Origin of the sequence: Micromonospora sp. NPDC049679 (genome assembly GCF_040659735.1) — a bacterium.
Classification (GTDB): domain Bacteria; phylum Actinomycetota; class Actinomycetes; order Mycobacteriales; family Micromonosporaceae; genus Micromonospora_I.
In genome coordinates, this window is record NZ_JBFANZ010000094.1 from 1 (window position 1) to 1,146 (window position 1,146).

The window sequence follows — 1,146 nt, forward strand, 5'->3', positions numbered from 1 at the left end:
GCCGAGAGCGGGCGGGCGGGCCCAGCGGCCGAGAGTGGGCGGGCGGGCCCAGCGGCCGAGAGTGGGCGGGCGGGCCCAGCGGCCGAGAGTGGGCGGACGGGCCCAGCGGCCGAGAGCGGGCGCACGCGTCCAGCAGTCGAGAATGGCACCGCATCAGACGACAGCGGCAGGACGCCTGCCGGGGAGGACCACCAGTGAGATCGCGCGGTTCGGATCGACCTGAAGACGGTCCCGACGAGCGGCGGGACTCCAAGGGCAAGGGCCGGCGATGGGGTCGGGGCCGCCCCGAGGGCGAGCCTGAGCAGCCGGTCAGTGGCGAGGAGCTGGGCTGGCTCGCCGACCTGCGTACCGCTAAGGAGCAGCAGGTCGACATCGGCCCCGGTGAGGCGGGACGGGGCGGCGCACCGGCCGGCCCGGACGACGGTGGCCGGTCGGCCGCGCCGTCGCCGGAGGGCGGACGGCCGGCGTCGGCTCCGCGCGAGGGTGGGCGGGGGGCGCCGACGGCTCCGCGCGACAGTGGCCGCCCCGCCGCCGCGTCGCCCGAAGGGTGGCGGGCTGAGCCCGGCGACCCGGCGTCGCGACGGCCGGAGACCCCGCCGGCACGGGCGTCCGAGATGCCGGGTCGAGCCGACGTGCCGGGCAGGACGCCCGAGCGGCCGGGTCGAGCCGACGTGCCGGCGCGCGCGGACGGTCGCGGGCCGGTCGACATGCCGGGTCGGGGCGAACTGGCCGGACGGACCGATATGCCCCGCCGGACGGACGTGCCCGGTCGGGCCGACGTGTCCGGCCGAGCCCCGGAGACGCCGGGCCGGACCGTGCCACCCGCCACCGCCCCCGCCCCCGCCCCCGCGCGGCACGGATCGGCTCCGGTGGACCCGACGCCGCCACCGCGCCATGGCCCGGGTGACGGGCCGATCGATCAGACGCCGCCCGCTTCGGCGCGGCACGGATCGCCCCCCGTTGATCAGAATCCGCCGTCGCGGCGCGGTGAGGTGGGCCGTTCGCGGCACGCGGCCGAGCAGCCGGCGGGGCGGCACGGGGGATCCTCCCCGGCGGAGCCCGGGCGCTGGGCGGCACCGCCGACCTCGGCGTCCGGGTCGGAGGGTACGAGGTCGTCACCCGTCAGGATGTCGTCCCTGTCCCAAC

At 79.2% G+C, this 1,146-nt stretch carries 1 protein-coding gene; it reads right to left on the reverse strand.

Going from position 1 to position 1,146, the window contains the following annotated elements:
* Window positions 1-964: 964 nt before the first annotated feature.
* Window positions 965-1,146: hypothetical protein (locus AB0J06_RS26355; RefSeq protein ID WP_357432362.1), on the reverse strand; the 182-nt coding region annotated here is incomplete at its 5' end.